29 protein-coding genes and 1 tRNA gene are annotated in these 24,736 nt (G+C 63.1%); 9 read left to right on the top strand and 21 right to left on the bottom strand.

Translation table 11 applies throughout. The features are described 5' to 3' along the window. Positions 1-26: 26 nt before the first annotated feature. Positions 27-515 (bottom strand): DUF29 domain-containing protein, encoded by a 489-nt coding sequence (locus FJ941_RS20025; RefSeq protein WP_140508251.1) that lies wholly within the window; start codon positions 513-515, stop codon positions 27-29. A gap of 64 nt (positions 516-579) precedes the next feature. Continuing rightward, positions 580-2,295 carry an urease subunit alpha gene (gene ureC / locus FJ941_RS20020; protein WP_181169892.1) on the bottom strand — a complete coding sequence of 572 codons (1,716 nt, stop codon included), beginning with the start codon at positions 2,293-2,295 and terminating at the stop codon, positions 580-582. Positions 2,296-2,459: 164 nt separating this feature from the next. Between ureC and FJ941_RS20015 the strand changes: the two genes are divergently transcribed. Together FJ941_RS20015 and FJ941_RS20010 are read left to right on the top strand one after the other, a co-directional pair. Then, positions 2,460-2,837 (top strand): hypothetical protein, encoded by a 378-nt coding sequence (locus FJ941_RS20015; RefSeq protein WP_140508247.1) that lies wholly within the window; start codon positions 2,460-2,462, stop codon positions 2,835-2,837. Between the two features lie 114 nt (positions 2,838-2,951). After that, the gene (locus FJ941_RS20010) at positions 2,952-3,446 is read left to right on the top strand and encodes a hypothetical protein (protein ID WP_140508245.1); all 495 of its coding nucleotides are present in this window, start codon (positions 2,952-2,954) and stop codon (positions 3,444-3,446) included. 74 nt (positions 3,447-3,520) lie between these two features. On the opposite strand, the gene FJ941_RS20005 is transcribed toward FJ941_RS20010, so the two are convergent. The 5 genes from FJ941_RS20005 to FJ941_RS19985 are packed head-to-tail and all read right to left on the bottom strand — an operon-like array spanning position 3,521 to position 5,887. After that, a complete protein-coding gene (locus tag FJ941_RS20005; RefSeq protein WP_140508243.1) occupies positions 3,521-3,826 on the bottom strand; it encodes an urease subunit beta in 306 nt (101 codons plus the stop codon). Positions 3,827-3,832: 6 nt separating this feature from the next. Then, complete coding sequence (locus FJ941_RS20000; RefSeq protein WP_140508241.1) at positions 3,833-4,420, bottom strand: HupE/UreJ family protein; 588 nt, start codon at positions 4,418-4,420, stop codon at positions 3,833-3,835. Between the two features lie 26 nt (positions 4,421-4,446). Then, positions 4,447-4,701 carry a DUF1272 domain-containing protein gene (locus FJ941_RS19995; RefSeq protein ID WP_140508239.1) on the bottom strand — a complete coding sequence of 85 codons (255 nt, stop codon included), beginning with the start codon at positions 4,699-4,701 and terminating at the stop codon, positions 4,447-4,449. A gap of 12 nt (positions 4,702-4,713) precedes the next feature. Then, positions 4,714-5,016 (bottom strand): urease subunit gamma, encoded by a 303-nt coding sequence (locus tag FJ941_RS19990; protein WP_015314510.1) that lies wholly within the window; start codon positions 5,014-5,016, stop codon positions 4,714-4,716. A 28-nt stretch (positions 5,017-5,044) separates the two neighbouring features. Further along, entirely contained in the window at positions 5,045-5,887 is an 843-nt protein-coding gene (locus FJ941_RS19985) for an urease accessory protein UreD (protein WP_140508238.1), read from the bottom strand. A gap of 196 nt (positions 5,888-6,083) precedes the next feature. On the opposite strand from FJ941_RS19985, the gene FJ941_RS19980 reads away from it, so the two are divergent. The 3 genes from FJ941_RS19980 (at position 6,084) to FJ941_RS19970 (ending at position 8,456) form a co-directional block, all read left to right on the top strand. After that, positions 6,084-6,338, top strand: a complete 255-nt coding sequence (locus tag FJ941_RS19980; RefSeq protein ID WP_027145432.1) for an acyl carrier protein — start codon at positions 6,084-6,086, stop codon at positions 6,336-6,338. A 4-nt stretch (positions 6,339-6,342) separates the two neighbouring features. Continuing rightward, positions 6,343-7,551, top strand: a complete 1,209-nt coding sequence (locus FJ941_RS19975; protein ID WP_140508237.1) for a beta-ketoacyl-[acyl-carrier-protein] synthase family protein — start codon at positions 6,343-6,345, stop codon at positions 7,549-7,551. Positions 7,552-7,751: 200 nt separating this feature from the next. Continuing rightward, on the top strand, positions 7,752-8,456 hold the full coding sequence (locus FJ941_RS19970; protein ID WP_140508235.1) for a glutathione S-transferase N-terminal domain-containing protein: 705 nt from the start codon (positions 7,752-7,754) through the stop codon (positions 8,454-8,456). A gap of 27 nt (positions 8,457-8,483) precedes the next feature. Here FJ941_RS19970 and FJ941_RS19965 read toward each other — a convergent pair whose 3' ends face one another. The 4 genes from FJ941_RS19965 to FJ941_RS19950 all read right to left on the bottom strand — a co-directional run bounded on the left by FJ941_RS19965 (position 8,484) and on the right by FJ941_RS19950 (position 12,712). After that, positions 8,484-8,810, bottom strand: coding sequence for a hypothetical protein (locus FJ941_RS19965; protein ID WP_027145435.1), 327 nt, complete (start codon positions 8,808-8,810; stop codon positions 8,484-8,486). A gap of 104 nt (positions 8,811-8,914) precedes the next feature. Then, positions 8,915-9,535, bottom strand: a complete 621-nt coding sequence (locus FJ941_RS19960) for a nucleoside triphosphate hydrolase (protein ID WP_140508233.1) — start codon at positions 9,533-9,535, stop codon at positions 8,915-8,917. A 142-nt stretch (positions 9,536-9,677) separates the two neighbouring features. After that, positions 9,678-10,775 carry a hypothetical protein gene (locus FJ941_RS19955; RefSeq protein ID WP_140508231.1) on the bottom strand — a complete coding sequence of 366 codons (1,098 nt, stop codon included), beginning with the start codon at positions 10,773-10,775 and terminating at the stop codon, positions 9,678-9,680. A gap of 122 nt (positions 10,776-10,897) precedes the next feature. Next, a complete protein-coding gene (locus tag FJ941_RS19950) occupies positions 10,898-12,712 on the bottom strand; it encodes a methyl-accepting chemotaxis protein (protein WP_140508229.1) in 1,815 nt (604 codons plus the stop codon). A gap of 361 nt (positions 12,713-13,073) precedes the next feature. On the opposite strand from FJ941_RS19950, the gene FJ941_RS19945 reads away from it, so the two are divergent. Together FJ941_RS19945 and FJ941_RS19940 are read left to right on the top strand one after the other, a co-directional pair. Continuing rightward, the gene (locus FJ941_RS19945) at positions 13,074-13,967 is read left to right on the top strand and encodes a D-alanyl-D-alanine carboxypeptidase family protein (protein WP_140508439.1); all 894 of its coding nucleotides are present in this window, start codon (positions 13,074-13,076) and stop codon (positions 13,965-13,967) included. A 169-nt stretch (positions 13,968-14,136) separates the two neighbouring features. Further along, complete coding sequence (locus FJ941_RS19940) at positions 14,137-15,060, top strand: DUF1003 domain-containing protein (RefSeq protein WP_140508227.1); 924 nt, start codon at positions 14,137-14,139, stop codon at positions 15,058-15,060. Between the two features lie 309 nt (positions 15,061-15,369). Here FJ941_RS19940 and xth read toward each other — a convergent pair whose 3' ends face one another. The 4 genes from xth to FJ941_RS19920 all read right to left on the bottom strand — a co-directional run bounded on the left by xth (position 15,370) and on the right by FJ941_RS19920 (position 17,708). Further along, positions 15,370-16,146, bottom strand: a complete 777-nt coding sequence (gene xth, locus FJ941_RS19935) for an exodeoxyribonuclease III (protein ID WP_140508225.1) — start codon at positions 16,144-16,146, stop codon at positions 15,370-15,372. Between the two features lie 267 nt (positions 16,147-16,413). Beyond that, positions 16,414-16,677, bottom strand: coding sequence for a hypothetical protein (locus FJ941_RS19930; protein WP_140508224.1), 264 nt, complete (start codon positions 16,675-16,677; stop codon positions 16,414-16,416). Beyond that, positions 16,674-17,009, bottom strand: coding sequence for a hypothetical protein (locus FJ941_RS19925; protein ID WP_140508437.1), 336 nt, complete (start codon positions 17,007-17,009; stop codon positions 16,674-16,676). Before FJ941_RS19925 ends, FJ941_RS19930 begins: the two co-directional genes overlap by 4 nt. 312 nt (positions 17,010-17,321) lie before the next feature. Beyond that, the gene (locus FJ941_RS19920; RefSeq protein WP_140508222.1) at positions 17,322-17,708 is read right to left on the bottom strand and encodes a cytochrome c family protein; all 387 of its coding nucleotides are present in this window, start codon (positions 17,706-17,708) and stop codon (positions 17,322-17,324) included. Between the two features lie 326 nt (positions 17,709-18,034). On the opposite strand from FJ941_RS19920, the gene FJ941_RS19915 reads away from it, so the two are divergent. Continuing rightward, positions 18,035-18,889, top strand: a complete 855-nt coding sequence (locus FJ941_RS19915; RefSeq protein WP_140508220.1) for a DUF2189 domain-containing protein — start codon at positions 18,035-18,037, stop codon at positions 18,887-18,889. Between the two features lie 132 nt (positions 18,890-19,021). Here the strand turns inward: FJ941_RS19915 and FJ941_RS19910 are convergent, their stop codons facing one another. The 6 genes from FJ941_RS19910 to FJ941_RS19885 all read right to left on the bottom strand — a co-directional run bounded on the left by FJ941_RS19910 (position 19,022) and on the right by FJ941_RS19885 (position 24,128). Continuing rightward, a complete protein-coding gene (locus tag FJ941_RS19910) occupies positions 19,022-19,492 on the bottom strand; it encodes an aminoacyl-tRNA deacylase (RefSeq protein WP_140508218.1) in 471 nt (156 codons plus the stop codon). 104 nt (positions 19,493-19,596) lie between these two features. Then, positions 19,597-19,980 carry a cytochrome C oxidase subunit IV family protein gene (locus tag FJ941_RS19905; RefSeq protein WP_140508216.1) on the bottom strand — a complete coding sequence of 128 codons (384 nt, stop codon included), beginning with the start codon at positions 19,978-19,980 and terminating at the stop codon, positions 19,597-19,599. Between the two features lie 9 nt (positions 19,981-19,989). Beyond that, positions 19,990-20,712: a heme-copper oxidase subunit III family protein gene (locus FJ941_RS19900; protein WP_027145445.1), complete on the bottom strand. Its 723-nt coding sequence runs from the start codon at positions 20,710-20,712 to the stop codon at positions 19,990-19,992. A gap of 39 nt (positions 20,713-20,751) precedes the next feature. Next, a complete protein-coding gene (locus FJ941_RS19895; protein WP_140508214.1) occupies positions 20,752-21,456 on the bottom strand; it encodes a cytochrome c oxidase subunit 3 in 705 nt (234 codons plus the stop codon). After that, complete coding sequence (locus FJ941_RS19890; protein WP_140508212.1) at positions 21,453-23,228, bottom strand: cbb3-type cytochrome c oxidase subunit I; 1,776 nt, start codon at positions 23,226-23,228, stop codon at positions 21,453-21,455. Before FJ941_RS19890 ends, FJ941_RS19895 begins: the two co-directional genes overlap by 4 nt. A 54-nt stretch (positions 23,229-23,282) precedes the next feature. After that, positions 23,283-24,128 (bottom strand): cytochrome c oxidase subunit II, encoded by an 846-nt coding sequence (locus FJ941_RS19885; RefSeq protein WP_140508210.1) that lies wholly within the window; start codon positions 24,126-24,128, stop codon positions 23,283-23,285. A gap of 446 nt (positions 24,129-24,574) precedes the next feature. On the opposite strand from FJ941_RS19885, the gene FJ941_RS19880 reads away from it, so the two are divergent. After that, a tRNA-Arg gene (locus FJ941_RS19880) sits at positions 24,575-24,651 on the top strand. Positions 24,652-24,736: the final 85 nt, after the last annotated feature.

The following is a 24,736-nucleotide window of genomic DNA, read 5'->3' as shown; positions in this document are numbered from 1 at the left end:
AAACGCTGGTGGGGAAAAAGAGGCAGCTAGCCTCGCAGGAAATCATCCATTGAAAGAGGGCCGCCAGGCCAAAATCTCCCATCGAGCGCCTGCTTGGCGTTGAACGGTGGCTCACTTGGAAATTGCGATTTCCGCAGGCCGGTCTCCTGAATGGCAATGGGCAACGCGTCTTTGTAGGACTGATCGAAGATTTGAGCGGGATAGCGACGAAGACTCGGACTATCCTTGAGGATACCTTCGATCCAGACACGCTGCTCGGAAATCGACGATTGCCAGCTGTGGCATCTGTGGCCCGGCTGGAATTCCCATTTCAGGAGGTGTGCAATCAACACCCGCATCCGACTGCGAATTTCTCTCCGGTCACTTCTCCCCAAGCTTTCTATCTCCTCGGCAAGGTTCTCGCGGTCGAGATCGGAGAGACGACCCTCGCGCAGCAACGCACCCTGCTCGGCGCACCACTGGGCGTAGTCTGTTTCATAGGGTGTCATGGCCCTGAGACGGTCAATCCTGTTCATATGCGCATAATGCCCTAAAGCGCGCCGCGTTTAAACGGCTTCTTGGCGCAGGCACCGGTGAGGCTCAAAACAGAAAATACCGTTGCGCCATCGGCAGCACCGTCGCCGGTTCGCAGGTCAGCAACTCGCCGTCGGCGCGAACTTCATAGGTTTCCGGATCAACCTCGATATGGGGCGTGGCGTCGTTGAGTACCATCGAGTGCTTGCCGATGCCGCCGCGCGTGTTCTCGACGGCGACGAACTGCTTGTCGACGCCAAGCCTGCCGTGCAAACCTGATTCGAGCGCGGCCTTCGAAACGAAGGTCACCGACGAATTGGTCCGGGCTTTGCCATAGGCGCCGAACATCGGCCGGTAGTGCATCGGCTGCGGCGTCGGGATCGAGGCGTTGGGATCGCCCATCGGGGCGGCGGCGATCATGCCGCCGATCAGCACCATGTCCGGCTTGACGCCGAAGAAGGCCGGGTTCCACAGCACCAGGTCGGCGCGTTTGCCGACCGCGATCGAGCCGATCTCCTTCGAGAGGCCGTGGGCGATGGCCGGATTGATCGTGTATTTGGCGATATAGCGGCGGACGCGGAAATTGTCGTTGTCGCCGGTCTCCTGCGGCAGTGACCCGCGCTGGCGCTTCATCTTGTCGGCGGTCTGCCAGGTCCGGATCGCCACCTCGCCGACGCGGCCCATGGCCTGGCTGTCCGACGAGATGATCGAGAAGGCGCCGATATCGTGCAGGATGTCCTCCGCCGCGATGGTTTCCTTGCGGATGCGGCTTTCGGCGAAAGCGATGTCCTCGGGGATCGACGGCGACAGATGATGGCAGACCATCAGCATGTCGAGATGCTCGGCCAGCGTGTTGGCGGTGTAGGGCCGCGTCGGGTTGGTCGAGGACGGGATGACGTTGGGAAGGCCGCAGACCTTGATGATATCCGGCGCATGGCCACCACCCGCACCTTCGGTGTGGAAGGCATGGATGGTGCGGCCCTTGATCGCCGCCACCGTGTTCTCGACAAAGCCGCTCTCGTTGAGCGTGTCGGTGTGGATCATCACCTGCACGTCGCAGTCGTCGGCGACCGACAGGCAGCAGTCGATCGCGGCCGGCGTCGTGCCCCAGTCCTCGTGCAGTTTGAGCGAGCAAGCGCCGCCCAGCACCATTTCCTCGAGTGCGGCGGGCAGCGAGGCGTTGCCTTTACCCGACAGGCCGATATTCATCGGGAAAGCGTCGAAGGACTGGATCATGCGCGCCATGTGCCATGGCCCCGGCGTGCAGGTGGTCGCCAGCGTGCCATGCGCCGGGCCGGTGCCGCCGCCGAGCATGGTGGTGATGCCCGACATCAGCGCTTCCTCGATCTGCTGTGGGCAGATGAAGTGGATATGCGCGTCGAAGCCGCCGGCGGTGAGTATTTTGCCCTCGCCGGCGATGATTTCGGTGCCGGGACCGATGACGATAGTGACGCCATCCTGCGTATCAGGATTGCCGGCCTTGCCTATTGCGGTGATTCGGCCATCCCTGAGGCCGATATCGGCCTTGAAGATGCCGGCACTGGCATCGATCACCAGCGCGTTGGTGATGACGGTGTCGACCGCGCCCTGGGCACGGGAAACCTGGCTCTGGCCCATGCCGTCGCGAATGACCTTGCCGCCGCCGAATTTCACCTCCTCGCCATGAATGGTGAAATCCTTCTCGACCTCGATGATCAGCTCGGTATCGGCAAGCCGCACTCTGTCGCCAACGGTCGGGCCGTACATCTGGGCGTAGGCGGCACGGGTTAGTCTGGCCATCAGCGATTACTCCCGAAATGCGGTATGGTCGAAGCCCGTCTGCACATTGTCGCCTTCCAATGGTCACGCAATGACCCGCTGGGCGACACCTTCTGATCCCATTTGGCGGTTGAGGTTGGGACGCCACCCCAAAGCGACCGTTTGCCAAATCGATGGAAGGAAAATCCATGCGCAAAACGATAGTTCTTGCAACCGCCGCCAGCCTCATGCTGGTTGGTGCCGCCAGTGCCCAGCAGCAGCCCGCGCAACAGCCCGCTCCGACCACGCCGGCTCCAGCCGCCCCTGGCGGTCAGCAGGCCGCGCCAGCGATCCAGAGCGTCAACGTCATCGACATCAGCGAGCTGCCGAAGGACACGCAGACGCAGGTCAACCAGGTGATCGCGCAGCGTGGCGACGCCGGCCTGCAGAAACTGCGCAGTTCGATCGACGCCACCCCCAAGGTGAAATCCGCTCTCCAGGCCAAGGGAATGACCTCGGCTCAGGTGGTCGCGGCCAGCATGGAGCCGAATGGCGCGCTGACCCTGATCACCAAGAAAGCGAGTTAAGGACCCGGCGTGGCGGGCCGGTATCCGGCCCGCCCGCCGAATCATGACGGGAACCGTGGCAGGGCCGGAGTCGTTTCGTTTCCTGAGCGTCGAAACAAACCGCGAAAGTGGACGATGACCGACACCACCTTGCCCGATGCCCGTTGGCTGCACGCCGTTGCCGCGGCTGCGTTTGTCGCGGCGAGCGTTCCCCAGGCAGCGCTGAACGCGCAGGGCCTTCAAAGCCCGGAGACCGTCGACCGGATTGTCGGCTCGCAGGTCAACCAGGAAGAGGCCAAGACGACCGCTGAGATCGGAAAGGTCAATTCGGCGATCGACCGCACGCGCGAAAACATCAGCACGGTGCGCAAGACGTCCAAGCTCGACAAGGTCGATATCGTGTTCCTGACCGACGCGGCGCGCAGCGAGGGCGGCCCGCCGCCGGCCATCGAGAACAAGGTTAGGCAGCATCAGGACGATGTCGCGGAACTGCGCAAGGAGATCGAGGCCAACGCCCTGCTCTACAATGCCATCGAGTCGCGGCGCGTGCTTGCCGATGATGTGCTCGCCGTGGAGTTCGATGATCCCGGAAAGATCATCATCTATGCGGCCGCCAAGCCGTCGGGCTGAGCGGCGCGCAGTGCTTGCGTTCATGCCTGCCCCGAAGCCATTCGCCGGCCTTGCGCGCCACGCATGAGACACCCTCACAGCTTGCCCATCACCTTCTGCTGGAATCCATAGACCTCGCGCTTGCCGCCGAGCGGCACCAGGGTGACGTCGCGTTCCTGCCCCGGTTCGAAGCGCGTGGCGGTGCCGGCGGCGATGTCGAGGCGCATGCCGCGCGCGCGCGCGCGGTCGAATTTCAGCGCCTCATTGGTTTCGTAGAAATGGTAGTGGCTGCCGACCTGGACCGGCCGGTCGCCGCCGTTGGCGACTTTCAGGATGACGGTCGGCAGACCCTTGTTGAGTTCGATGTCGCCTTGGGCGGGAATGATTTCGCCGGGGATCATGGGACCTCACACCACGCCGAAGGCGAGGCCGACGCCGATCGCCGCGCAGGCGGCACCCGCGATACGGGCCACACCGCGGAACCTGAGGCCGAGGCTCAGACCAGCGGCGATGCCGATTGCGTGAAGCAGCACGGTGGCAACGGCAAAGCCGGCCATATATTCGAGGCCGCCGGCATTTTCCGGCACTTCCGTGCCATGGGCATGGCCGTGAAACAGCGCGAACAGGCCGATGATGGCGACACCGGCCGAAACGGGGAGATCGACCGCCAGCGCCACCAGCAGCCCAAGCGCCACGACGGAGGCCAGTATGCCCGGCTCAACGAAGGGCAGCGGCACGTGCAGCATGCCAAATGCGCCGCCGGCCAGCATGACGCCGACGAACGCCGCCGGCCAGGCCCAGATCGCCTTGCCGCCCTTGAGGGCCGCCCAAAGGCCAACAGCGAGCATCACTGTCATATGGTCGAGACCCGACAGCGGATGCGTGAAGCCGACTATAAAGGAGGAGGTCGTGCCGATGCCGACATGGGCATAGGCGGGCATGGCTGCCGCGACGAGCAGGATCGCCGAGAGGCACAGGCGTTTGACAGGGACCATTTTATTTTGCCTTTCGTTTTGCGGTGTCAGGCGGCCTTGCGCGGACCGCAGCCCTCGGCCTTGAGCACGCGTTTGATCGAAGCCGGATATTTCTTCAGCATCGCGGCGGGACGGATCGGCCGGGCGGTAAAATCGCCGCCGCAGTTCGGGCAGACGCCGCCAAACACGTTTTCGACACAGCCCGCGCAGAAGGTGCACTCGAAGGTGCAGATCAACGCATCCTTCGCTTCGGGCGGCAGATCCTTGTCGCAGCATTCGCAGTTCGGGCGCAGCTCCAGCATTTTTCTCTCTCCTCACCGGATCGGTTCGTGCACGGTCACCAGCTTGGTGCCGTCGGGAAAGGTCGCTTCCACCTGCACGTCATGGATCATTTCGGCGATGCCTTCCATCACCTGCGCGCGGCTGACGACATGGGCGCCGGCCTCCATCAGCTCGGCGACCGGGCGGCCATCGCGGGCGCCTTCGACGACGAAATCGGTGATCAGCGCGATGGCTTCCGGATGGTTGAGCTTGACGCCGCGCTCGAGCCGCTTACGCGCCACGATCGCCGCCATGGCGATCAGCAGCTTGTCCTTTTCCCTTGGCGTCAGGTTCATGCGTCTTCCTGAAATGATGCGGACACAGTCACAGTGACCATAATTTGGGCAACCCCGCCCTTCCGTTGAGCAATTCGACGAGCGGGACCAGCCGCTGGCGCAGGTGGTAGCCGTCCCCGGCGTAAAGCCTCGCAAGAAGCTTGCCAGATGTCTTCACGGTCCAGACGCTGGCGCCACCCCGGTCGCCAATGATCTCCCGAACCGGATCGAGCAAGGCTTCCGCGCGCGGCGACACCAGCAGCAGCGTAGCCACGGCGACCGCGCCGCCTGATATCGCCGGACGGGACAAGGTGTCGGCGATGGCAGGTCCGATGCGGAAATCCTCGGCATGGATGAGGGTTCCTTCCCTGCGAACACGCCAGCGGTCGCGAAAAGTGCCCTGTGCGGCACGTTCGCCCATGGCCAGGCGGCCGAAGACAGTGGCTTCCAGCACCAGCGCCTCGGCTCCGGCCGCGAGTTCGACATCCAATGTGCGGGCAAAGGCGGCGCGGTCGAAGACGATGGTTTCCTGCGGCAGCCAGGCGATGCTGCCGTTCACACCCACGGTCAGCTTGACCCGCACTTCGGCATGGTCCGACGCGGCGCGATAGACTTTTTCGCAGGCCTGGGTCGTTATCGCGGCACTGGCATCCACGCCGATATCGACATCCCAACCGAGGCGGTCGCCGCCGGTCAGCCCGCCGGCGGTGTTGATCAGGACTGCCTCCAGCGGGCCGGCTGGAACGGCCGGCAGCCTTATCTTGGCGGAGCCGTCCTGATAGAGGCGCCGCAGCCGCGTGCGTCCGCCGATGCTGGCGCAACGAAGCTGCGCCTTGCCCGCCGCGCGCTGGGGCAGTTGACCTGAGAACTTCGTATTTTCGATCGTATCCACGCCATCAGGTTAAGCACTGTGGCGCTTTTGTCGACATATAGCTTGTTGCTTGATGACGTTTCCGTTTCTATAGAGGGAACCACCTTGGTACGGTCAGGCACCGCTTGGCGGGGGTAGAAGGCGAAGATCGCGACCTGATATCGAGGACAAGAAGGCGCTGTTCAGCGTCGGAAACGACAAGTGGGGAAGAAACCGAATGGCTGACCAGCTGGCAACGGACATCATCGAGAAGATCAAGGCCCATGCCGAGCCGGGCGGCGAGGAAATCACCACCACGACCGAATTGACGGCGCTCGGCATCCATTCGCTGGAGCTGACCGAGATCATCTTCGACCTCGAGGAGCAATATGGCATCGAGATCGAGATGAACACGGTCGATGCCTGGAGCAATCTGAAGAATGTCGGCGACATGGTCGAGGCCGTTCGCGCGCTGATCGCGAAAAAAGCCTGACCGAATGCTGAAGCGCGTCGTCATTACCGGCATCGGCGGGTTGTGCGGATTGGGCACCAATGCGCAGGCAATCTGGGCCGAGATGCGGGCCGGGCGGTCAGCGATCGGCCCGATCGACAATCCCTTCCTGCACGACCTGAAGGTCAAGACCGGCTGCGAGATCAAAGCGCTGCCGGATCACGGCATCGAGCGCAAGCAACTGGTGTCGATGGATCGCTTCAGCCTCTTGGCGGTGATCGCGGCGAAAGAAGCCATGCGGCAGTCCGGATTGATCCCGCATGCGGACAATACCTATCGGATGGGAACCATTGTCGGTGTTGGCGTCTGCGGGTTCGAGACGGTCGAGGAGAACTATCGCGCCATCCTGATCGAGGGCAAGAATCGCGCCGGCATCTTCACCGTTCCCAGGGTCATGCCGGGCGCAGCCGCCGGCCAGATCAGCATGCATCTGGGTTTGCGCGGACCGGTGTTCGGCGTCACTTCGGCCTGTTCGTCGGCCAATCATGCCATCGCCTCGGCGGTCGACCAGATCAGGCTCGGCCGCGCCGACGTCATGGTGGCCGGCGGCACCGATGCGCCGCTGGTGTGGGGCGTGCTGAAGGGCTGGGAGGCGCTGCGCGTGCTTTCGCCCGACACGTGCAGGCCGTTCTCGGCCGACCGCCAGGGGCTGGTGCTGGGCGAAGGCGCCGGCATGGCGGTTCTGGAAAGCTACGAACACGCGGTGGCGCGCGGCGCCACCATTTTGGCCGAGATTGCCGGCGCGGGCCTTTCGGCCGATGCCTCCGATATCGTCGCGCCGACCGTCGAGGGGCCGGAAGCCGCGATGCGTTTCTGCCTGGCCGATGCCGGGCTCAATCCCGAGGATGTCGATTACCTCAACGCGCACGGCACCGGCACCAAGGCCAACGACCAGATCGAAACCCTCGCGATCAAGCGCGTCTTCGGCGATCATGCGCGGGCGCTCTCCGTGTCCTCGACCAAGTCGATGCACGCGCATTGCCTCGGCGCCTCGGGCGGGCTGGAGATGATCGCCTGCGTCATGGCGATCCGCGAAGGCGTCGTGCCGCCGACGGCGAATTACCGCGAGGCCGATCCCGACTGCGATCTCGACGTGACGCCGAATGTCGCGCGCGAGCGCAAGGTGCGCGCCGCCATCAGCAACGGCTTTGCCTTCGGCGGCACCAATGCGGTGCTGGCCTTCAAGGCCATCTAATCCGGGCGGTCACTACCTGCCCCGGAAGGTCACTACCTGCCCCGGGCGGTTACTGCCTGCCCCGGGCGGTTCGGATCGATTGACTGTCCATGCATGGTGAAGCGTCGCCGCATATTGATCCGGCCGCGCCGCAGCCCTAGTTCTTGGCCGACCCCGCCGACATCGCGCCGCTTGGCGAAAATCCCCCTCAGGAGCTCTCGATGGCCGACTTGTCCGCCTTTCCGATCGCAACCCGTTGGCCGGCCAAGCATCCGGACCAGATCCAGCTCTATTCGGCAACGACGCCGAACGGAGTGAAGATATCGATCGCGCTGGAGGAGATCGGCCTGCCCTATGAGCCGCATCTGATCAACATCGGCAAGAACGAGAGCTGGACGCCTGAATTCCTGTCGCTCAATCCCAACGGCAAGATCCCGGCGATCATCGATCCCAACGGCCCGGACGGCAAGCCGATCGGCCTGTTCGAATCCGGTGCGATCCTGCTCTACCTCGCTGAAAAGACCGGCCTGCTCATCCCAGCGGATGCAGCGCGGCGCTACGAGACGATCCAGTGGGTCTTCTTCCAGATGGCGGCGATCGGGCCGATGTTCGGCCAAGTCGGTTTCTTCCACAAATTCGCCGGCCGAGAGATCGCCGACAAGCGGCCGCTGGAGCGCTACCGCGACGAATCACGGCGCCTGCTCGGCGTTCTCGACGTCAGGCTGAAGGGCCGCAAGTGGATCATGGACAACGACTACACCATCGCCGACATCTCGCTGCTCGGCTGGGTGCGCAACCTGATCGGCTTTTACGAGGCGCGCGATCTGGTCGGCTTCGATGATTTCGCCAATCTGGCAGCGTGGCTTGAGCGCGGCCTGGCGCGGCCAGCGATACAGAAGGGCCTGACCATTCCGGCGCGGAGCTGAACCTCCGGCCCTTGGGGAAGCGCGTCCCTACTTTGCTTTCGCCTTGGGTCCGCCTCTGCCGACCACGGAGGCGGCAAGAGACGCCACACCCCGCGCCGTGGCCACCACCGCTCCGGCGGCAACATTGGCTGCGGCGCGAACCTTCGAGCCGCCGCTGGCGGCCGGCTTCTTCGGGTGGGCGGACTTGGCAGCCGCTTTCGACGCGCTACCTGGCACGACTTTTTTCGGCGGCGCCTTGCCGAAGGCCTTTGTATCCTTGGAGCGCTGGGCGACCGCCGGGCCGGCCCCGGCCGTAGACTGCGGCGCCTTCGGTTGGGCTGACTTGCCCCTGGGCTTTTTTGCCTTGGTTGCCATCGGACGGAATCCCTCTTCTGGCATGATTGCCTGATCGGGATAACGTCTTGTAAGTCTTAAAGTTCCCGCCGAAAAATACTGAAAATTAAACAGGTTAATCGACCTTAACCGGGTTCACCGATGACCAGGTCGGCCGCCCGGCGCCGTGCCAGCACCCGTTCGATGTTGGGCATGTCGTTGGAGGCGATCCAGGCGCGCGCATCCGCCTCGGAACGGCCATGCTCGTGCCAGCGTTCCATCAGGCGGCGTTCGAGCTCATTGCGCGGCACGTCGACGAAGATCGAGAAATCGAACAGCGGTGCCAGGCGCGACCACGGCTCCTCGTCGAGCAGCAGGTAATTGCCTTCGACCAGGATGAACTTGGTCTCGGCACCGATGATCGCCGCGGCAGCGCGCGACAATTCCATGCCGCGGTCGAAGACCGGAATGGCGATCTCGGCCTCGCCGGCGCGGATGCGCTTCAAAAGCGTCTCGAAGCCGCCGAAGTCGAACGTGTCGGGCGCGCCCTTTCGCGCGCGCAGGCCGCGCGCGTTGAGCACGATGTCGTCATAGTGGAAGCCGTCCATGGGCACGACTTCCACCGCGCCTTCCGGCAAAAGGTCATGCAGGGTTGCCGATAGTGTCGACTTGCCGGCGCCCGGCGGTCCGGCAATGGCGACGATGAAGCGCTTCGCCTTGCCGGCGCGCTTGAAGATGGTGGCGGCGAGGTGGGCGATTTCGGACATTTTTTTGGCTCCTTCCGCAGGATTTTGGACGCATCTTGTCGGCAGTCGCAGGAGATTTCAAACCGCGATTTGCACGATTTAGAGCGAACAATTGTGGAAGTCAGCGCTGGCGAGTGCGATTAATCCCTTACGGCTTTGCGCTTCAGCTTGCCGGTGGCAGGCCGATACGCAGGAATTCGCTGTCGAACGGGACCTCCGATGCCGCGGCGCCAGCCAGCCGCAGGCGGCCATCCGCCGTGGTGATCTCCCGCGGGGGCTCGCCGCCCGACAGCGGCAACGCACCGATGACATGGCGGAACGAGACGCCGCGGCGCTCGCCGAGCGCGAATGCCGTCGCCACGCCCTCGCGCTTCAGCCAGTTGTCGCCGAGCGAGGCGGCGTGGCCAATCGCGGTGCGCCCATCCTCGATGCCGAGCACGCCGAGATGGCGGCCGCTCCACGGCGCGTAGTCGCGCCCGCCATTGCTGAACCACAGCATGGTGACCGGCAGTTCGGCCGGGTTCTTGAGCACCAGCACCAGATCGTCTTCGGCGTGGCGCGCAAGCGCGGTCCAGCCCGGGCCGCCATGGTCGGCCTCGACCAAGGTGAGGAAATCCTCGCGCCGGTCATCCATGCGGTAGTCCGTGAGATCGAGCGTACCGCCGCCGGCAGCAGGAAAATGGTCGAGATCGGACGACCGCGCCGGATACGCGAGCATAAAGCGGCCGCGCGCGGGGTCCGGCTCCAGCGGATCGGCTGGCGTGGCGGCAAACCGCTTCGGCGAGAAAGCCAGCCTGCCGCCGCCTTTCATCGCCGTCATCGGGTGATGGGCGACCGAGATCGCGCCGGATCCGCCGGAAAATACATGTTCCTGATAGAGGAAAGGATGGTCGTCGCGCAGCGTGAGAATCTTGTCGACGCTGGCGCCCATCACCTTGTGCCGCAGGCGGAAGATGGCGCGCCAGCCGCCACCCGTGGCGCCGCTGTCCACCACATCCCAGGCGCTGTTGGCCGGCCAGCCATGCAGCGGCGCCTCCTCGACATCGCTGCGCGAAAACGGCGCGCAGAGAAAGTCGCCAGAGAGCCGGACGGTGCCCTGCGGCAGGTCTGGAGGCAGCGTCTCGCTTGCGTCGACCCAGGGTGCGCGGTGCAGTGGCCGCAATTGGCGCCCGCCGCTCTCGATTGTCATGTCGGCGATGTGGCCGACCATGAGGTCGAGCGAAACCGAAATGCCCCTGGCCTTGATCGTGACTGTATCCATGGCGTTCTCACCCGAATCTGACGGGTGCCAAGAAGAACCCGTTCGGCGCGCAACGCAAGCGCGCGGGCGCGCATTTTGCATCAGATTTGCGTCCACCTCTCTACACGCCGAAGGTGCCAGCCCTATTGCCGCTTGTAGTCCCGTACCGGCGATTTTGTCCCGTCGGTATAGGTCACCTGCACCGACATCGACTTCACGCTGTCGGCGACCTTGAAATAGGGCTGGAAATCACTGGGGATGGCGTAGGGATCCTTGGCATTGCAAGGCGGCATGGGAAGCGCCTTGTCGAGCGTGGCGCCGTTCAGGCTGTAATGCACCTCCTTGATGGCGCAGCGGTAGGACAGCATCTGCGTGAAATAGACCAGCCCATGATTGCCGCTGGTGTCGAAGGCGATCCACGACGTCCAGAACTGGTCGAGGATCTGCTTGTTGCCCTGTTGCAGGGCGGCATCCGGATCGAAGCGGATGTCGAACGGGCCGGTCTCGCGTCCCCTGATGTCGAGATATTTGATCCCGATCGTGGTCGCCGCCGTGCTGTCGGGCAATTCAAAACTCGGATTGGGTATCGGCTTGCCGGTGCGCTGGTCGTTGAGCGCCAGCAGGCCGGTGTCGGTGAAGGGGCCGGTGCCGCCAAGACGCCAGGATATCGCGGTCGCCGGCTCGGGCAGCGAAATGGTCATCGACCAGCCCTGGTTGGAGCGCATCGGCGTCAGCGAAGGCGCGAAGCGGGCAGGGTTGAGCACGTCGCCAAGGGCCGCCAACCGGCTGCGGCTGCGGTCCAGCCAGTCGGCAAGCTGGGTCTGGTCGACGAAATATTTGAGCAGCCCGCCTTCTTTTTCGTAGGAGACGAATTTGGTCAGCGCCTGGGCTTCGCTGCGCTTGTCGGCCAGCGTCTGGCTGCCGAGACGATCTTCCGAAAACTCCTGCGCCTGGAGGTAATAGGCCGGCGCGAAGTCCGGATTGGCCGATATGAAGGCGCTGAGCTTGTCGAGCCGCTGCGCATCGTCGAACTGCATGACATGCACCAGCTTGATCGACAGCGCCTTGCCCTTGTCGGCCAGTTGACCGAACACTTCGCGGGCCCCGGCCTTGCCGTCCTGGACCCTGAGCAGCGTGGCAAAGCGTGTGTAGGGATCGATGGCATCGACATCGAAGCCGGCAAAAGCGAGGTAGGAGCGCCGCGCGTTGAGCATGTCGCCCGACAACTCGTAGACGCGGGCATTGTGGTAGAACTCGTCCGGCCGCTTCGGCTCGGCGATGGCGCCGCCTTGCGCGGCCAAGGTCGCAAACCCCTTGGCTATCGTGTCGATCGAGGCGGCGATCTGCTCGGTCGTCGCCTGCAGCTTTTCGGACCGGGCCACTTGCTGTTTTTGGCCGGCTGCGAGCGTTTCCGTGGTCTGCTTGACCGCTTCGACGGCCTTTTGCGTCTCGACCCCTTGCGCGGTTTGCTGCTGCTGGGCGGACGCGATCTGATCGGTTTTCTGGGCAACCGTGTCGGTCGATTTCTTGACCTGCTCGACCGTCTTTTGCGTTTCGGTGACGGTCTGCACGATCCTGGCGACCTTGGCCGAGACGATGCCCATCGACTGCTGCAGCCCGGCAACAACAGGCACCAGGCCGGCGATCAGCCCGTTCTGCGAATTAGTTTCCTTCTGCATGGCATAGACGCCGCCGGCGACGGCCGCCGCACTGGTGGCGAACACCAGCGCCGGCAGCGCCTTGGCCGCCAGCACCAGCCGCAGCACGATGGCGATGGCGATGATGACCGCCGCGATCGAGGCGGCCAGTGCGATATAGGCCGCGAACGGCGCCAGCGGGTTGAGGATGTCGGACACGGCACCGCCGATGAAGGCGATGCTGCCTGCCCATTTGCCGGTGCGGCTGAGCGATGCCCTGATAAGCGACGGCGCAGCGCCGCCAGCCCCGGTATTCGTCATGCCAAGCCCCCCAAGCCGCCCCTTGCCGTTTCCTTCCCACGGGAAACGCCGCATTGGCAAGCAAGGACAGGAAAAGGTAGTGTCCCGGTTTGAAAATTTAGTCGTTGAGCAACCCGCGTCTGCCGGGTTTGGGGGCTGCGGAGTCCATCTTCTCGCAAAGATCATCCAGGAGGGGTCTTCCTCCTCGACAGTCGAAATGCGCATGACGCGTACGGCATCGCCGATTACATCGGCGGGGCGCTTCGGATCTTAGGTCCGGTGGGCCAAGCTCACAAACCTGGGGCTAACCGCCATTAACCAAATGGACGCCACTGACGCGTTAGTTTAGCTTCGCCTTAACCCAAGCAGAACAGACTTGCCCTTGCCCCCCTTGCGCCCCCTTCCGCTCCTCCAGAAGTTGTTTGCAGCCTTGGCATTCGCCGTGTTGTTCGCCGGCTGCACGACGGTCGCGCCGCCCGACAGCGTGCTGGCCGTGCCGGCGCCGCCGCAGAAATACGCGGCCATCGTCGTCGATGGACGGAGCGGCAAGCAGCTGTTCGAGGTTAACTCGACGGCGCAGCGCTATCCGGCCTCGCTGACCAAGATGATGACGCTCTATCTGCTGTTCGAGGCGATGGAGACCGGCCGCGTCACCAAGGAGACGCAGATCCCGGTTTCCGACCACGCAGCCTCGCAGCCGCCGACCAAAATGCGTTTCCGGCGCGGCGAGACGATCGACGTCGATTCCGCCATCCGCGCCATCGTCGTCAAATCGGCCAATGACGTGGCGGTGGCGGTGGGCGAATATCTTGGCGGCTCGGAAGACCAGTTCGCCGCCATGATGACATCCAAGGCGCGCCAACTCGGCATGAGCAGCACCACCTTCCGCAATGCGTCGGGCCTGCCCGACGACGGCCAGATGACGACCGCGCACGACATGGCTGTGCTCGGCATGTCGTTGCAGCGGCGCTTCCCGCAGCATTTCCACTATTTCTCCGAAAGCGACTTCATGTTCCGCGGCAGGCTGGTGCGCGGCCACAACGACATGCTCGGCCGCGTGCGCGGCGTCAACGGCATCAAGACCGGCTACATCAGGGCTTCCGGCTTCAACATCGTCACCTCCTACGATGCCGACGGCCGCCAGCTGATCGTGGTGGTGATGGGCGCCGACAGCGCCCGCCAGCGCAACGACCATGTCGAAGCGCTGATCCAGCGCAGCCTGTCGCCTACCATGGCCGACACCAAGACCAGGCTGATGTTCGCCGAACAGCAGTGAGGTGAGGGGCCTCCCCATCTCTTCGTCATCCAAAGACCCGCAGCCGGCTATCGTCTTGCGACTGTCACGCAATCGTGCGGAAGACGTGGCATAGGCTGAGAAATCCGACAGTGGATATGCCCCGCCGCCATGGCGTATTCTAAACCAAGCACGACAGCAGGAGCCCATCATGAGCACCGTTCCCAAGGCATCCGAGCAGAAGTCGGCCGACAATGAGAACGACAGCGGCGGCGAGTATTTCGAGGCGCCGACCACGCAGGAGGATTTGCACGAGGTTTCCGACGAGCATTTCGACACGCCAGAAGTGCCGGACTCCGAACCATCAGGCCCCGGCGCATCGCGGCTGAAGCCGAAGAAAAAGCCATCGGCGATCTCAGGCCGCAAGTTCCGCAAGCGCGACCTTGTGCGCATCGACACGCTGCGCCCGAGCCTCGCCGACCGCATCCATGCAGACCACCCGGACCTGCCCAAGGGCGCGCGCATCAGCCGCGAGGAGCTCGGCCGCTATCGCATGCGCTACATGGAGGAGCTGCTGCAGCAGGAGCACGGCGAGTTCTCCGAGCTCGACCGCCAGGTGGTGGAATCGATCGCCCGGCAAGACACGATTTCAGAAAACAGTGAAGAAGAATTCGAGGAGCACCGGACGTTCGCCGACCGCGTCTCCGACGGCATGGCCGCCTTTGGCGGCAGCTGGTGGTTCTTGATCTCGTTCGGCAGCGTGCTTCTGGTGTGGATCGGCATCAACCTGTTCGAGGGCACGACCGGCGCCTTCGACCCCTACCCCTTCATCCTGCTCAACCTGCTGCTCTCCTGCATCGCCGCCATCCAGGCGCCGATCATCATGATGAGCCAGAAGCGCCAGGAGGTGAAAGACCGCCTGCGCTCCTTCAACGACTACCGCGTCAACCTCAAGGCCGAGCTCGAAGTGCGCCACCTGCACGAAAAACTCGACTACCTCATCTCGCGCCAATGGACGCGGCTGGCCGAGATGCAGCAGATGCAGCTCGATGCGATGCATGAGCTGGCGAGTGCGAAGAAGGCAAAGCGGGCGACGCGCGCACGGCGGCCGGTGAAGAGCCCGGCGGGAGCGTGAGGGTGGTGCGCAGCGGAGGAGGCCTCTGCTACCAAGCCAAGTTCGCAACGCAGCCAATTGCCCGTGAAGCCGCGCCCGCTTCCGCTAAGAAGCCGTGACTTGCCGGTTCACCGGCTGGTCGTTTTCCGGACTCTTGTCCTGAAAGCAGCCGTAGCTCAGCTGGATAGGGCGCTGCCCTTCGAAGCCCAAAGTCACAGGTTCGATGGCCGCGCTTTTAGGGGCGGACAGGATGCTTCGGCTCATGAAGGTAGTCGCCGACGCACTCTTTGCGTTACGCAAACGCACTTTTCCTGGAATTTGCCTTAGTACTCAATCGAGCTCGATCCAAGCTGGCGCATGGTCGCTTGGCTTCTCCCAGCCGCGCAATTCGACGTCCACGCCGGCATCGCGGAGTTTGTCCGAAAGGGAAGGGCTCACGAGCAGATGGTCCATTCGGAGGCCGGAGCTTCGATCGTAGCCGCCCCGGTATGAGAAGTTCCAGTAGGTGTAGATGCCCTTCTCGGGGTGGATGCGCCGGACGGCATCGATCCAACCATTCCCGAGCATTTCGGCGTAGGCTTGCCGGCTCTCCGGAAAGTACACCGCGTCCCCTAGCCACCGTCGGGGCACCACGGCGTCGATTTCGGTTGGAACGACGTTGTAGTCGCCGCAGAGAATGCTCATGGCGCCGTCTCCAAGCAACAGCTGGCCGTAGCTGATCAGGCGATCGAACCAGCGGAGCTTGTAGTCGAATTTTGGACCTGGCGCCGGGTTGCCGTTGGGCAAATAGAGACAACCCACGACAAGCCCATTCACCTCGGCCTCGATATAGCGGCTGTGCGTGTCGTCTGGATCCCCGGGCAGCCCGCGCCGACGTTCCAGTGGTTCTGCTCCCCGAGCGAGAATAGCTACCCCGTTGTAAGATTTCTGGCCGTGCCAGATTGCGCCGTAACCGACGCCCCTGATCGCGTCGGCAGGGAACTTGTCGTCGGATGTCTTGAGCTCTTGAAGGCAGACGATGTCGTACGCGGTTTCATCCAGCCATTTGAGCAGCACGGGCAGGCGGCCGTTGACGCCGTTCACGTTGAAGGTTGCGATGCGGGTCATTTGACTTTCCGTAGGCTAGGCCGCGCCTCTCAACGCCGGGCGGGTTACTACGATCCCGGTCTAAGTGCAAAATCGGGAGGTTCAACGGTACCGGATGCAGTTGTTTCTTGGCCTTTGACCCATCGGCCCAGGAGGCGCCGTGAGCAACTCGCAAAGGGCGTCCACCGAAGCAGCCGGAGAGCCAATGGGCCGCTCCGCGTCGGCCACCATGGAAAAGGCTGCCCCAACCGAATGCAAATGGGACAGCCTTCTCATGGCATAGCGGTGTTAATAGGCTTTTTTAGACGCCGCGGTCTTCGCGGTGTGCTTCTTGTGCTTCACCGGGCACTTGTGCTTCTTGGTCGGCTTGCAAGCCTTCCTGGCCACAGCGCTGTTCTGGTGCGGCTTCGCAGCCGTTGCCGTCTTGGTCATCGTGGTCGTTGCGGTCGCAGCTGGAGCGGTCGTCTTGGTGGCGGCGGCGGTGCCGGGAACCGGCATCGACAAAGCCAGGGCAACGGCAAGACCGAGGGCGGAGAGAAGGGACTTTTTCATGGTTTTTTCTCCTTGCTATGCAGGTCGGTTTTCGCTGCATCGGGATCGATCGGCGTCACGCCAAGCAGCTTCACAGCATTTGCGAGCATTCGGATTCCCTGTGCCTGCTTCTTGTTGGCGCAGAACCGGTTTCCCCTTCTTTGCAGTGCCTTCGCCGCGGTGACCTGCCTTGACGCGGCATGGGTTTCGAGGGCTTCGTCAACTTGGCGGCTGAGATTGGTGCAGCGCTCGGTTCGGGTCGCCGCAACGTTTGCCTCGCCAGCTTCGACCGGACCGGTGGCGAGCGAAACGCCGAGCAACGCACTCATCAAGCTGGTCGAGAACCTTTGCATCGCTTGTCGCCAATCCGAACAAGTGCCGCGGTGCGGCAGCCGATGAAACCCTCTCCAGCCAATTCTACGCCCGAACGATTTCTGGAATTTTTCTGGTTTATTTCTGAATTGTGTCTGAGGCTTCGCCCGCGTAAGAACGGTATATTGGGGGCCTAGGGGAGTTGCGAAGCCTTTCGGGCGGGTCCGCCCTGATCGCCTCGGGTGCGGCAACTTTCGCATGACTCTGGCATGAATTCGCCCCGGCTCGGCAAGCATCACCCGCCTCCGAGTCCAGCAAAGGCTCAGGCATCCCAGTTCCGCCGGGCCCGCCCTCTACTGCTTGGCGGCGGCTTCCAGGTAGGCGATCACATTGGCGATGTCGGCATCGTTCGGGAGCCCGGCGAAGGGCATCTTGTTGCCGGGCACCTTTGTCTTCGGCGACTTGATGTATTCAGCGATATTGGCCTCGTCCCAGACCAGGCCGCCTGCACCCGCCTTTTTCATCGCGTCGGAATATTTGGCCTGGAAGCTCGGCAGCGAACCTGCCTTTCGGCCGATGACGCCGTGCAAGGATGGACCGATCTTGTCCTTGTCGGTCGCCGCTTCATGGCAGACCATGCATTTGGTGAAGATCTTCTTGCCGGCATCGGCATCGCCCGCTGCAAAGGCCGGAGTGGTCGCGATAAATGAAATTGCAAGAAGGGCCGCGGTCAGTCTCATGGCATTCTCCTCCCTCAAATCGGCGCTGTCGGCGCCGTGGATGCTATCGCATGTCGCCCGAAAGTAACCTTGGTTTTGGGACAGCGACATGCATAAGGCTAAAACTAGCGGGTTGCATGGCTCCTTTTCGACGCCACGCGCTACAATGCCGCGCAGGGTAACGCATCACGCCGTATTTTGGTTGCAGACTGGGCCGCCGAACGCGACAAGGCCTGGGAACAATGCTATGATCCCGGCGGTGCAGGTCGCGGTTTCGCGTGGCCAGTCACGCAGACGGCAGCACCGAAAGCCGCGACCGAACCGGGCCCCATCCTGGAGGAATGGTCATGGCAAATTTCCATGTCTACGCAGCAGGCACCGGCAGCAAGCTCGAACATCCCGCTATCCGCCGGATAGGGGTAGCGGATGTTTTTGACGCGCTTCGCCGGGGATTTGACGATTTTTGGGAAAAACCCTCGCACTACGTCTTTTTATGCCTGATCTATCCGGTTGCCGGTATCGTGCTGATCACCTGGAGCTCCGGCGGCAACGCGCTTCAGCTCGTCTATCCACTGATGACCGGCTTCGCGCTTCTGGGCCCCTTCGCCGCGCTTGGCCTCTACGAGATCAGCCGCCGGCGCGAACAGCAACTCGACGCGTCGTGGCGACATGCCTTTGACGTCCGAAAATCGCCCGCCATGCCGGCTATCGCCGCTCTCGGGGTCATGCTGGTGGTGCTGTTCATCGCCTGGCTGGTAACCGCGCGCGCGCTCTATGGGTACCTCTATGGCGACGCCGCGCCGGCATCGTTCTTCGGCTTTATCGCAGATGTGCTGACCACGCAGCGCGGCTGGACGCTGATCATTCTGGGCAACCTCATCGGCTTTCTGTTTGCCCTTGTCGTGCTCAGCACCACGGTCGTCGCCTTCCCGCTGCTGCTCGACCGCGACATCGGCGCCTACGCGGCTGTCGAGACTTCGGCGCGAGCGGTCATGACGAACCCCGTGCCGCTGCTGCTGTGGGGTCTCATCGTCGCGGTTGCGCTGGGTCTCGGCTCGCTGCCGCTGCTCGTCGGGCTGGCCGTGGTCCTGCCCGTGCTCGGCCATTCGACCTGGCACCTTTACCGCAAGCTGATCGAACCGGCGCCAGCCCCTGCTCCTGCTCCTGCCCCAGCCAAGACAAAAACACGCAAAGGGAGCTGATCCGACTTGCCCAATGCATGCGCGCAAGGGTGACGCGGCAACGACATGCACAAAATAGAGGCGGCGTCGCCTTGCCGCCGATTGCTCGACGAAGGAGGGCGCCCACCCTGTAAAGAGGCGGTCGCTTCTGGTTCACGCCGGATGGCTGAAGCGAGCGACCCGCGCATCCCTCAGCAGATTGCGGAAGTCGCCGCCCGTGACATGCACCAGCGTCTTGTGATCGCCGGCTTCGAAATAGACGTCGTCTTCCGCGCCAAAGCTTTCGTCGAGAATGACCGGCACGCCATAGGCGGCGCCCAAGGGCGGCACGGCGCCAATGTCGCAGTCGCTGAACACCTCGCCGATTTCATCTTCGGAAGCGAGGCCAAGCCGCCTGTCGACCACGTCCTGCAACGTATTGAACTCGACCCGGTGGCTGCTCGGAACCACCGCCAGCGCATAGCCCATCTCGTGATGGACCAGCACCGATTTGGCGAGTCGTCGGCCCGGAACATGCGCTGCCTGCGCCGTCTGGCTGCTGGTCGAGGTTCGGTGGTGGGCAACGGTATCGTAGGCGATGCCCTTGCCGGCCATATAGTCCTGGAGTTTCCTTGCGATCGTCATCGTAGGCGCCTTTCTGTTGGAGGTGGGGACGCGTCAGAGAACGTGGCAACCATTGTCCTCCCGTCATTTTTCCTGTCAACGAAGAAACGCGATCCGGCGAGCCTTTATGGCCCCATGCCGAATGACAGGACACGGGTCAGCTCGGTGTAGCCGGACTCGAGAACCATGATCCACACGAACACCAGGATCAGCAGCGGCGGCACCAGGATCGCATAGGCAAGCGCCAGCCGCTCCCAGGCCATGTGCATGAACACGGCGACGATCAGCCCTGCCTTGAGCATCATGAAGGTGAGGATCAGCCCCCATCTGAGATAGCCCTGGAGGCCGAAATAGTCGATGCTGTAGGAGCCGGCGCTGAGGACGAACAGCCAGCCCCAGACGACGAGATAAAGCCTGATCGGGTGCTGCTGGCCCTCCGCGTGCCCCACCGCCTGGGCGGGAGCAGCGTGTCCATGCAGCCCGTGTTCGCGCGCTTCTGCCTGTGCCATCGCTCCACCTCACCAAAGATAGAAGAATGCGAAGATGAATACCCACACCAGGTCGACGAAGTGCCAGTAGAGCCCCATGATCTCGACGCTCTCGTACTGGCCGCGCCGGCTGGTGAAGAACCCGCGCGCGCCGGCTTCGAAGTCGCCGCGCCACACCTTGCGCGCGGTGATCAAAAGGAAGATCACTCCGATGGTGACATGGGTGCCGTGGAACCCGGTGATCATGAAGAAGGATGAACCGAATTGCACGGCGCCCCAGGGATTTCCCCAGGGCCGCACGCCCTCGGTGATGAGCTTCGTCCATTCGAACGCCTGCATGCCGACGAAGGTCGCGCCGAGCGCGGCGGTGACGAGCATCAGCACCGCCGTCTTCCTGCGATCGTGCCGGTAGCCGAAATTGACCGCCATCGCCATCGTGCCGCTCGACGAGATCAGCACGAAGGTCATGATCGCGATCAGGATCAGCGGAATGTCGCTGCCGAACAGATGCAGCGCGAAAACCTCGCTCGGGTTGGGCCAAGGCACCGTCGTCGACATGCGCGCGGTCATGTAGGACAACAGGAAGCAGCCAAAGATGAAAGTGTCGCTGAGCAGGAATATCCACATCATCGCCTTGCCCCAGGAGACGTTCTTGAACGCCCTCTGGTCGGACGACCAGTCGGCCGCGATGCCGCGCAGGCCTGGCGGCCGCGGAGCGACCGGTGCGGCGTGTTCCAGCGTGGTCTCGGCCATGAGCATTTCCTCCTTCGGTACGGCCCGTCGCGCGGCCGTCTAGGTCAAGAGCCCCCGGCAGATGTCGATCACGTTATCCGCCCAGCCCATGAGCACGCAGAAAAGCACCAGCCAGACGGCAAGCAGGATGTGCCAGTATATCGCGCAGAGCTCGGTCGACAGAACGAGGCTTCCGGACCGGGCACCTTGCCATGCGCGCACATTGACCCGGCCGAGCGCCACCAATCCGCCGATGATGTGAAGGCCGTGCATCGCGGTCAGCAGATAGAAGAAGCTGGCGGCCGGGTTCTCTGTCGCGAAATAGCCTTCGGCGGCGAAATCGCGCCAGGCGAGCAATTGCCCAGCCAGGAAAGCCACCGATGCCAGGGCGCCGGCGAGAAGGGCGAGCCGGAGATTGTCCAGTCGGGCTTTGTGCGCGGCAGACACCGCGCCTTGCAGCGCCGAGCTCGCCAGCACCAGCATGGCGGTGTTGAGCCACAGCAGCCTCGGGGCTGGAGCGGCCTGCCAGTCGGCATAGTCCATGCGCATGACATAGGCGCTGATCATGAGCGCGAAGAGCGCGCCGACCACGGCAAGGAACACGCCGAGCCCGATCTTAGCCGGATGCATGAGCGACGCTTCCGTCTGCGGAAACGCCGTGACCGGCCCGGCCTCGAGCCACGGCTTGGACATCAGCCGCTGGCGCGACAGCCACCAGCCGACAACGCCGGTTACGGCTGACAGCAAGATCAGGATCACGATCATGCGGGGCCGCCTTGCGTCAATGGGCGCGGATCGTTCTGTGCAATGAAGTCTTCCGGCGCGCCGGGCACGCTATAGTCATAGGCCCAGCGGTAGACCACCGGCAGCTCCTTGCCGAAATTGCCGTGTGGCGGCGGCGTGCCGGCCGTCTGCCACTCGAGCGTCGTCGCCCGCCACGGATTGCCGCCTGCCGGCCGCCCATGGCGAATGCTCCACAGCAGGTTGAACAGGAACACCATCTGAGCGAAGCCGACGACCAGCGCGGCCACGGTGATGAACGCGTTCAGCGTATGCACCGAAGGCGGGACGAAGGCCGTATCGCCGAGTTCGGGATAGCGGCGCGGCACGCCGACCAGCCCGACATAGTGCATCGGGAAGAAGATCATGTAGGTACCGATGAAGGTCACCCAGAAGTGGAAGCGGCCCATCGCCTCGTTGAGCATCCGGCCGGTGATCTTGGGGTACCAATGATAGATCGCACCGAATACCACCATGATGGGCGCCACGCCCATCACCATGTGAAAATGCGCGACCACGAACATCGTATCCGACAGCGGCACGTCGACCACCACGTTGCCGAGGAACAGCCCGGTCAGCCCGCCATTGACGAAGGTGACGATGAAAGAGAGCGCAAACAGCATCGGGATGGTCAGGTGGATGTCGCCGCGCCACAATGTCAGCACCCAATTGTAGACCTTGATGGCGGTGGGGATGGCGATGATCAGCGTGGTGGTGGCAAAGAAGAAGCCGAAATAGGGATGCATGCCCGAGACATACATGTGGTGCGCCCAGACGACGAAGGAGAGCGCGCCGATACTGACGATCGCCCACACCATCATGCGATAGCCGAAGATGTTCTTGCGCGCATGCGTGCTGATGAGGTCGGAGACGATGCCGAAGGCGGGCAGCGCCACGATGTAGACTTCAGGATGGCCGAAGAACCAGAACAGATGCTGGAACATGATCGGGCTGCCGCCATCGTGCGGTAGTGGGTTGGCGCCCATTTCCACGATCGCCGGCATGAAGAAACTCGAACCGATCGCGCGGTCGAACAGCATCATGACGCAGGCGACGAAGAGCGCCGGGAAGGCCAGCAGCGCCATGACCGTGGCGGTGAAAATACCCCAGACGGTCAGCGGCAGGCGCATCAGCGTCATGCCGCGCGTGCGACCCTGCAGCACGGTCACCACATAGTTGAGGCCGCCCATGGTGAAACCGATGATGAACAGGATCAGCGACACGAGCATCAGGATGATGCCCCAATCCTGTCCGCCGGGCGTGCCTGAGGTAATGGCTTGCGGCGGATAGAGCGTCCAACCGGCGCCTGTCGGTCCCCCCGGCGCGAAGAAGCTGCCGACGAGCACCAGAACGGCAAGCAGATAGATCCAGTAGCTCAGCATGTTGACATAGGGAAACACCATGTCGCGTGCGCCGACCATCAACGGAATGAGGTAATTGCCGAAGCCGCCAAGGAACAGCGCGGTCAAGAGGTAGATCACCATGATCATGCCGTGCATGGTCATGAATTGATAATACATGTCCGGCGAGATGGACGCGAAAGTGTCGGGAAAACCAAGCTTCAGGCGCATCAGCCAGGACAGCACTAGCGCGACCAGCCCGATGGACAGCGCGGTGCCGGCATATTGGATGGCGATGACCTTGGCGTCTTGTGAAAAGACGTATCTCGTCCACCAGCTGTGCGGGTGATAGAGTTCCACCTCCGCCACTTCCGCGGCCGGAATGAAGTCTGCTCCATGAGGCGTGACGTCAACCATCCCTGAACCTCTCCGCTCTTTCCGGTCCTCCTCGGGGCCGGTTTCATCAATGCCTTACTCTGCCTTCGCCTGTGCCGTCGCCGGTGCGGCAAGCACGCCCACCTTGGCGGGTGCCGACATCTGGGCAAAGGTCGACTGCTGCTGCAGCCAAGCCAGATAATCCTCTGGGGTGTCGACCTTCACGACGCCACGCATGAAAGCGTGACCGACGCCGCAAAGCTCGGCGCAAAGAACTTCGAAACTCCCTGTTTTGGTGGGGGTGAACCAGAAATAGGTGACGGTGCCGGGAACCATGTCCATCTTGGCGCGGAACTCCGGCACGTAAAAATCGTGCAGCACGTCGATCGAGCGCAGCAACACCTTGACCGGCTTGCCGATCGGCAGATGCAGATCGGTCGCCACGACGACGACATCGTCCTGACCGTTCGGGTCCTGCGGGTTGATGCCAAGCGGGTTCTCGGAACCGATGAGCCGGGCGTTCGAGGTGCCAAGCTTGCCGTCCGCGCCTGGCAAGCGGAAGCTCCATTGCCATTGCTGCGCAACGACCTCGATCTCGGTCGCGTCCTTGGGAACGGTGACGAACTGGCTCCACACGAACAGCCCAGGCGCCAGCAATGCCGCGACGCCGACAGCGGTGACCGCGGTCAGCCAGGATTCGAGCTTCCTGCTTTCGGGCTCGTAGTGCGCCCTCTGCCCTTCCTTGTGCCGGAAGCGGTACACGCAATATGCCATGAACAGCACGACAGCGGAGAAGACCGTCCCGGTGATCCAGAATGTGATGACGAGAGTGCTGTCGATATAGCCCCAGTTGGAGGCTATCGGCGTCCACCACCAAGGGCTCAGCACATGGAACAGCACCGAGCCGACGACAATCAGAACGAGTACGAGCACAACGGCCATCCTCGGTTCCTCCCGGCGTTCCGAGGGACTCTGTCCCGCAGGAAGGCCGCGCGCATTATGCGCGACTTACTTCGGAAATACTAGGGGAGGCGGCTGGCGGGGGGAACGTCAACCTTCGCAGGGGTGACGCGCGCGCGGCGGATGGTGAAGAGCGAGGCGGGGGCAGCGAGGGACAGCGCGGATTGACCGGAAGAAGCGTCCTCGGAAAGGCTCGGGTTCCTTAGCCCCGGCGGAGTGGGGTTCCGAAGGACGGGCGAGACCCGTGGCTCGCCGGCAGGTGGCTCGGCGGACACGGAGAGGCGAGCGCCATACGCGGCAAGGTCCTCGCCTTACGAGGGGAAATCTCCAATCCTCAATTGCCCGTTGAAGCCCGCGCCCGCTTCCGCTAAGAAGCCGTGACTTGCCGGTTCACCGGCTGGTTCGTTTTCCGGACCTTCGTCCTGAAAGCACCCGTAGCTCAGCTGGATAGAGCGCTGCCCTCCGAAGGCAGAGGTCACAGGTTCGAATCCTGTCGGGTGCGCCACGATTTTCGGGTCCGTTCCGGACACATAGGTTACGGTTTATACCGGAGACATGGGTAACACTTTTGGCCCGAAGGGGTTTTGGAG

It is taken from the genome of Mesorhizobium sp. B2-3-13 (assembly GCF_006442195.1).
Taxonomy (GTDB): domain Bacteria; phylum Pseudomonadota; class Alphaproteobacteria; order Rhizobiales; family Rhizobiaceae; genus Mesorhizobium; species Mesorhizobium salmacidum.
The sequence above is the reverse complement of the archived record's forward strand: the minus strand, read 5'-3'. Positions and strand labels throughout refer to the sequence as shown.

Excerpts from the sequence above, each read along its gene's own strand:
- FJ941_RS20025 (WP_140508251.1), bottom strand. The coding sequence starts at position 515 with ATGAACAGGATTGACCGTCTCAGGGCCATGACACCCTATGAAACAGAC.
- FJ941_RS20015 (WP_140508247.1), top strand. The coding sequence starts at position 2,460 with ATGCGCAAAACGATAGTTCTTGCAACCGCCGCCAGCCTCATGCTGGTT.
- FJ941_RS20010 (WP_140508245.1), top strand. The coding sequence starts at position 2,952 with ATGACCGACACCACCTTGCCCGATGCCCGTTGGCTGCACGCCGTTGCC.
- FJ941_RS20005 (WP_140508243.1), bottom strand. The coding sequence starts at position 3,826 with ATGATCCCCGGCGAAATCATTCCCGCCCAAGGCGACATCGAACTCAAC.
- FJ941_RS20000 (WP_140508241.1), bottom strand. The coding sequence starts at position 4,420 with ATGGTCCCTGTCAAACGCCTGTGCCTCTCGGCGATCCTGCTCGTCGCG.
- FJ941_RS19995 (WP_140508239.1), bottom strand. The coding sequence starts at position 4,701 with ATGCTGGAGCTGCGCCCGAACTGCGAATGCTGCGACAAGGATCTGCCG.
- FJ941_RS19990 (WP_015314510.1), bottom strand. The coding sequence starts at position 5,016 with ATGAACCTGACGCCAAGGGAAAAGGACAAGCTGCTGATCGCCATGGCG.
- FJ941_RS19980 (WP_027145432.1), top strand. The coding sequence starts at position 6,084 with ATGGCTGACCAGCTGGCAACGGACATCATCGAGAAGATCAAGGCCCAT.
- FJ941_RS19975 (WP_140508237.1), top strand. The coding sequence starts at position 6,343 with ATGCTGAAGCGCGTCGTCATTACCGGCATCGGCGGGTTGTGCGGATTG.
- FJ941_RS19970 (WP_140508235.1), top strand. The coding sequence starts at position 7,752 with ATGGCCGACTTGTCCGCCTTTCCGATCGCAACCCGTTGGCCGGCCAAG.
- FJ941_RS19965 (WP_027145435.1), bottom strand. The coding sequence starts at position 8,810 with ATGGCAACCAAGGCAAAAAAGCCCAGGGGCAAGTCAGCCCAACCGAAG.
- FJ941_RS19960 (WP_140508233.1), bottom strand. The coding sequence starts at position 9,535 with ATGTCCGAAATCGCCCACCTCGCCGCCACCATCTTCAAGCGCGCCGGC.
- FJ941_RS19955 (WP_140508231.1), bottom strand. The coding sequence starts at position 10,775 with ATGGATACAGTCACGATCAAGGCCAGGGGCATTTCGGTTTCGCTCGAC.
- FJ941_RS19950 (WP_140508229.1), bottom strand. The coding sequence starts at position 12,712 with ATGACGAATACCGGGGCTGGCGGCGCTGCGCCGTCGCTTATCAGGGCA.
- FJ941_RS19940 (WP_140508227.1), top strand. The coding sequence starts at position 14,137 with ATGAGCACCGTTCCCAAGGCATCCGAGCAGAAGTCGGCCGACAATGAG.
- xth (WP_140508225.1), bottom strand. The coding sequence starts at position 16,146 with ATGACCCGCATCGCAACCTTCAACGTGAACGGCGTCAACGGCCGCCTG.
- FJ941_RS19930 (WP_140508224.1), bottom strand. The coding sequence starts at position 16,677 with ATGAAAAAGTCCCTTCTCTCCGCCCTCGGTCTTGCCGTTGCCCTGGCT.
- FJ941_RS19925 (WP_140508437.1), bottom strand. The coding sequence starts at position 17,009 with ATGCAAAGGTTCTCGACCAGCTTGATGAGTGCGTTGCTCGGCGTTTCG.
- FJ941_RS19920 (WP_140508222.1), bottom strand. The coding sequence starts at position 17,708 with ATGAGACTGACCGCGGCCCTTCTTGCAATTTCATTTATCGCGACCACT.
- FJ941_RS19915 (WP_140508220.1), top strand. The coding sequence starts at position 18,035 with ATGGCAAATTTCCATGTCTACGCAGCAGGCACCGGCAGCAAGCTCGAA.
- FJ941_RS19910 (WP_140508218.1), bottom strand. The coding sequence starts at position 19,492 with ATGACGATCGCAAGGAAACTCCAGGACTATATGGCCGGCAAGGGCATC.
- FJ941_RS19905 (WP_140508216.1), bottom strand. The coding sequence starts at position 19,980 with ATGGCACAGGCAGAAGCGCGCGAACACGGGCTGCATGGACACGCTGCT.
- FJ941_RS19900 (WP_027145445.1), bottom strand. The coding sequence starts at position 20,712 with ATGGCCGAGACCACGCTGGAACACGCCGCACCGGTCGCTCCGCGGCCG.
- FJ941_RS19895 (WP_140508214.1), bottom strand. The coding sequence starts at position 21,456 with ATGATCGTGATCCTGATCTTGCTGTCAGCCGTAACCGGCGTTGTCGGC.
- FJ941_RS19890 (WP_140508212.1), bottom strand. The coding sequence starts at position 23,228 with ATGGTTGACGTCACGCCTCATGGAGCAGACTTCATTCCGGCCGCGGAA.
- FJ941_RS19885 (WP_140508210.1), bottom strand. The coding sequence starts at position 24,128 with ATGGCCGTTGTGCTCGTACTCGTTCTGATTGTCGTCGGCTCGGTGCTG.